The 4,378-nt window shown below is 60.5% G+C and carries 3 protein-coding genes; 2 read left to right on the top strand and 1 reads right to left on the bottom strand.

Going from position 1 to position 4,378, the window contains the following annotated elements; all coding sequences use genetic code 11:
• Nucleotides 1–217: 217 nt before the first annotated feature.
• The gene (locus tag NW856_RS06615) at nucleotides 218–1,129 is read left to right on the top strand and encodes a tetratricopeptide repeat protein (RefSeq protein ID WP_414399583.1); all 912 of its coding nucleotides are present in this window, start codon (nucleotides 218–220) and stop codon (nucleotides 1,127–1,129) included.
• A gap of 2 nt (nucleotides 1,130–1,131) precedes the next feature.
• Here NW856_RS06615 and dxs read toward each other — a convergent pair whose 3' ends face one another.
• Entirely contained in the window at nucleotides 1,132–3,078 is a 1,947-nt protein-coding gene (dxs, locus tag NW856_RS06610) for a 1-deoxy-D-xylulose-5-phosphate synthase (RefSeq protein ID WP_011433570.1), read from the bottom strand.
• Nucleotides 3,079–3,321: 243 nt separating this feature from the next.
• On the opposite strand from dxs, the gene cysK reads away from it, so the two are divergent.
• The gene (gene cysK, locus NW856_RS06605) at nucleotides 3,322–4,278 is read left to right on the top strand and encodes a cysteine synthase A (RefSeq protein ID WP_011433569.1); all 957 of its coding nucleotides are present in this window, start codon (nucleotides 3,322–3,324) and stop codon (nucleotides 4,276–4,278) included.
• The last annotated feature ends 100 nt before the right edge of the window (nucleotides 4,279–4,378 follow it).

Here is a 4,378-nt window from a genome sequence, read left to right as displayed (position 1 = left end):
GGGCGGCGGTGGCGGCGCCTCTGATTTGGCTGCTCTCGGCTGGTAAACCATGGCCTATCCACCTCTGTGTAAGCCGGGGCACCCTCAGCAACAGGCAGAAGAGCATGAGCAGCTCAAGAGCCCTTTCAAATGGCCGCTGCAGAAGAGAACACCAAGACGTAGGGATCCCCGGCTGTTGCAGCTAACATGGGCATGGCCTGTTTATTGCGTGGGTATCATGCCGCCACTGTTGTTCCGGTTATCCGTCCGGCCCTGGCGAGCCTTGTCGGTGGGCCTGGCAATTGTGTTGGGGATGGGAGGGTGGAGCTCTGCCCAGGCCCAGGTGTTGCTGCACGTCCCTCTGCCCAATGGGGGCTTGATGCAGGCCCAAGCGCTACAACTGGCCACCGACTCGCTGCGGCTGGCCCAGTTTGGTCAAACGGAAGAAGCGCTGCGCCGCCTGCAACTGGCCGTGGCCATGGTGCCCAACTCCTCAGAGCTGCTCTATGTTTTGGGCAACGTCCACCTAGAACTGGGGGACTTGGAGCAGGCGATTGCCTCGTTGCAGAAGGCCCGCGCCCTGTCTCCTCAAGATGGGGCTGTTCTCTACTCGCTGGGATCGGCTTATTTGCGGCAGGGCAGCTACTTTGCCGCTGCTGAAACCCTGGAACGAGCGGTTGCCCTGCAACCGGATAACCCCAACGCTCGCTTCCAACTGGGCAATGCCTACCTCATGCTGGATCGGTGGGATGCGGCCCGGCAGGAATATGAGAAGACCTTGGAGTTGGATTCCGCCTATTGGCCGGCCATGAACAACATGGGCTTGGTGGACTATGAGCAGGGGGATCTCGACGCCGCCATCGATCGCTGGGAACGCACGATAGAGATGAACAATGCCGTAGCAGAGCCCTATTTGGCCCTGGCGACTGCCCTCTACATTCGGGGAGAAACCGAACGGGCTGAGGAACTGGGGGCAAAGGCCATGCGCTTGGATCCCAACTACGCCCGCCTGCAGGTGTTGCGGGAGAATCTGTGGCGGGAAAACCTGCTGCGGGATGTGCAGATCCTCCTGCGTACCAGACCTGTTGCAGAAGCTCTGCAGCAAGCCGCCATCGAGCAGTTCAACCGGCGGATGGGCCTTTCGGAATAGGCTCAGGAATTGACAGTGGGAAGTTCTGCAGGGGATCCCTTGAGAACTCGTGCCTGAAACTTGGCCCGAATCCGCTCGGCAATCCCGGCACTGTTCAAGCCTAGTTCTGCCAAGGATTCCTCGGGGGTGGCGTGCTCCACCCACACATCCGGCACCCCCAAGCGCAACAAGGGCACTGCCAGGTCGGCGTCGAGCAGGGCTTCGGCCACTGCCGAGCCAAACCCGCCCATGAGGCAACCTTCTTCCACCGTCACCACCAAGCGGCTCTGTTCGGCCAAAGGCAGGATCAGCTCGGTATCCAGAGGCTTGGCGAAGCGGGCATTGACCACCGTGGCTGAGATGCCGTGTTCTTTCAAGATCTCCGCCGCCTGCAGGCTGGGATGCACCATCGACCCATAGGCCAGGATCAGCACCTCGCCGCCGCTGCGCAGCACCTCGGCTTTGCCGATGGGCAGGGGTTCCCACCCCTCTTCTGCCAGAGGCACCCCTACACCCGATCCGCGCGGGTAACGCATGGCGATGGGGCCCTGGGTGTACTGGATCCCGGTCACCACCATGCGCTGTAGCTCCGCTTCATCTTTGGGAGCCATTAGCACCATTTCCGGAATGCAGCGCAGATAGGCGATGTCGTACATGCCTTGGTGGGTGGGGCCATCGGCTCCTACAACTCCCGCCCGATCCAAGCAAAAGAAGACCGGCAACTTTTGGATACAGACATCGTGGATGATCTGGTCGTAGGCCCGCTGCAAGAAGGTGGAATAAATGGCCACCACTGGCCGCATTCCCTCACAGGCCATGCCAGCCGCCAACGTTACAGCGTGCTGCTCGGCGATCCCCACATCCACAAACTGATCCGGCAGCTTTTCCTTGAGCTTATCCAGGCCAGTGCCCGTATCCATAGCGGCGGTGATGCCGATGATGCGGGGATCCCGCTCGGCCAGCTTGCAGAGGGCATGGCCAAAGACTTTGCTGTAGCTGGGGGGCTTGGGCTTGGTGGGCGGGTAGGGCTTGCCGGTGGCCAGGTCGAAGCGGGATTGGGCGTGATACCCCACCTGTTCCGCTTCGGCAGGCGGGTAGCCCTTGCCTTTGACGGTGGCCACATGCACCAGCACCGGCCCGGAGATGCCGTGGGCCAACTCAAAAGCATCCAACAATTCCGCCAGGTTATGCCCGTCCACCGGACCCACGTAGGTAAAGCCCAGCTCCTCAAAGATGATGCCTGCCTTGTTGTTTTGCACGGCGGTAACCAGCTTCACCGTTTCCTTGAGGCGGTCAATTTCCGGGCTGAGGCTGGATCCCAGCAGGGGGAGATTCTTCAGTTGCTCTTCTAGGCTGTCGGCCAAAAACTGCACCGGCGGGCTGAGGCGCAGGCGGTTTAAATAGCGAGGGATCGCTCCCACGTTGGGGGAAATGGACATGCCGTTGTCGTTGAGCACCACCATCAGGTTGGTCTTGGGCAGGTGCCCGGCGTGGTTGATGGCTTCGTAGGCCATGCCTCCGGTTAGGGCCCCATCCCCAATGATGGCCACCACCTTGAAGTTGTCTCCCCGCCGATCCCGAGCGATGGCCATGCCCAAAGCTGCCGAGATGCTGGTGGAAGCGTGCCCCGCCCCAAAGTGATCGAAGCGGCTCTCGCTGCGCTTCAGGTAGCCGGAAATCCCCCCCTTCTGGCGCAATGTGTGGAAATTGTGGTACCTGCCGGTGAGCATTTTGTGGGCATAAGCCTGGTGCCCCACATCCCAGATCACCTTGTCTCGATCCAGATCGAGGGTCTTGTAGAGGGCCAAGGTCAGCTCCACCACCCCCAGCCCTGGCCCCAGATGACAGCCGACCGGGGAATTGGCAGCCGTCTGCAGATGTTTGTCGCGAATCTGGCGGGCTAGGCTGCGCAACTGGCTCAGGTTCAGGTTTCGGAGCTGGTTGGGATGAGTGATGTCACTCAGGTGCATAATGGACTCGTCCTTCCGGTGTGATCTCACTCTAATTCATTTTCAGGAGGGGTTTTGTAGCCCTCCCTCTCAAAACTTCAAGGAATGCAGGGATCCCCTCAATGCTGGGCCAAGGGCAGTGAGATCTTGAAAGGGGCACGCCAAGGAGCTTATTCAAGGGTTAGCCTCGCGTAAGGCCCTCGGTTGCTCCGGAGTTAAGGGCTAGGGCCCACTGCTGCGATGGTTTCTTCCTTTTTGTTAGCCATGAAAATCGCCGCCAACATCACCCAGCTCATCGGTCGCACCCCGCTGGTGCGGTTGAATCGGATCCCGCAATCGGAGGGGTGCCTGGCCGAGATCGTGGTGAAATTGGAGAGCTTTAACCCTGCCGCTTCGGTGAAAGACCGCATTGCCGTCAGCATGATCGAGGCTGCCGAACAGGCCGGTTTGATCACCCCCGGCAAGACCATCTTGGTGGAGCCCACCTCTGGCAATACCGGCATTGGCCTGGCCATGGCCGCTGCTGCCAAGGGTTACCGGCTCATCATCGTCATGCCTGAGAGCATGAGCCTGGAGCGGCGACTGCTGTTGAAAGCCTACGGAGCAGAGGTGCACCTGGCCAGTAGCGCCGGCGGCATGGGGGAAGCCATCTGGAAGGCTGAAGAGATCGTCCGCCGCACTCCCAACGCTTACATGTTGGGCCAGTTCACCAATCCCGCCAACCCCCGGATCCATGCCAGAACCACCGGCCCGGAAATTTGGGAAGATACCGATGGTCAAGTGGATATCCTGGTGGCAGGGGTAGGTACCGGCGGCACCATCACGGGGGCGGGCGAGTTTTTGAAGGGGAAAAACCCAGCCATTCGACTGGTGGCCGTTGAACCCAAGGCCAGTGCCGTCTTGAGTGGTGGACGGCCCGGCTTTCATCGCATTGAAGGGATCGGAGCGGGATTCGTGCCTGATGTGCTGCGGCGCGACCTGCTGGATGAGGTGATCCCAGTGGAAGATGAAGAGAGCATGGTCTACAGCCGTCGCCTGGCCAAGGAAGAAGGGATCCTCTCCGGCATTTCCACCGGGGCTGCCTTGGCGGGAGCCATCCAGGTGGGGCGGCGACCGGAAAACGCTGGCAAGCGGATTGTAATGATCCAGCCTAGTTTTGGGGAACGCTACCTGAGCACACCTCTTTTTCGCGACTTGGAGCGGGATTCCGATTCGAGATGACGATGATGCTGAGACTGCTGCCCTACAGGTCGCCCTGGCCCAGAGGGCGAGCTAGCATGGGTGAGAGTGACGTGGCGGAACGGCAGACGCGCTAGACTTA

Source organism: Synechococcus sp. R3-13, from assembly GCF_047462195.1.
GTDB lineage: Bacteria > Cyanobacteriota > Cyanobacteriia > Thermostichales > Thermostichaceae > Thermostichus.
This window is presented reverse-complemented; position numbering and strand designations above follow the sequence as displayed.

Excerpts from the sequence above, each read along its gene's own strand:
- NW856_RS06615 (WP_414399583.1), top strand. The coding sequence starts at position 218 with ATGCCGCCACTGTTGTTCCGGTTATCCGTCCGGCCCTGGCGAGCCTTG.
- dxs (WP_011433570.1), bottom strand. The coding sequence starts at position 3,078 with ATGCACCTGAGTGACATCACTCATCCCAACCAGCTCCGAAACCTGAAC.
- cysK (WP_011433569.1), top strand. The coding sequence starts at position 3,322 with ATGAAAATCGCCGCCAACATCACCCAGCTCATCGGTCGCACCCCGCTG.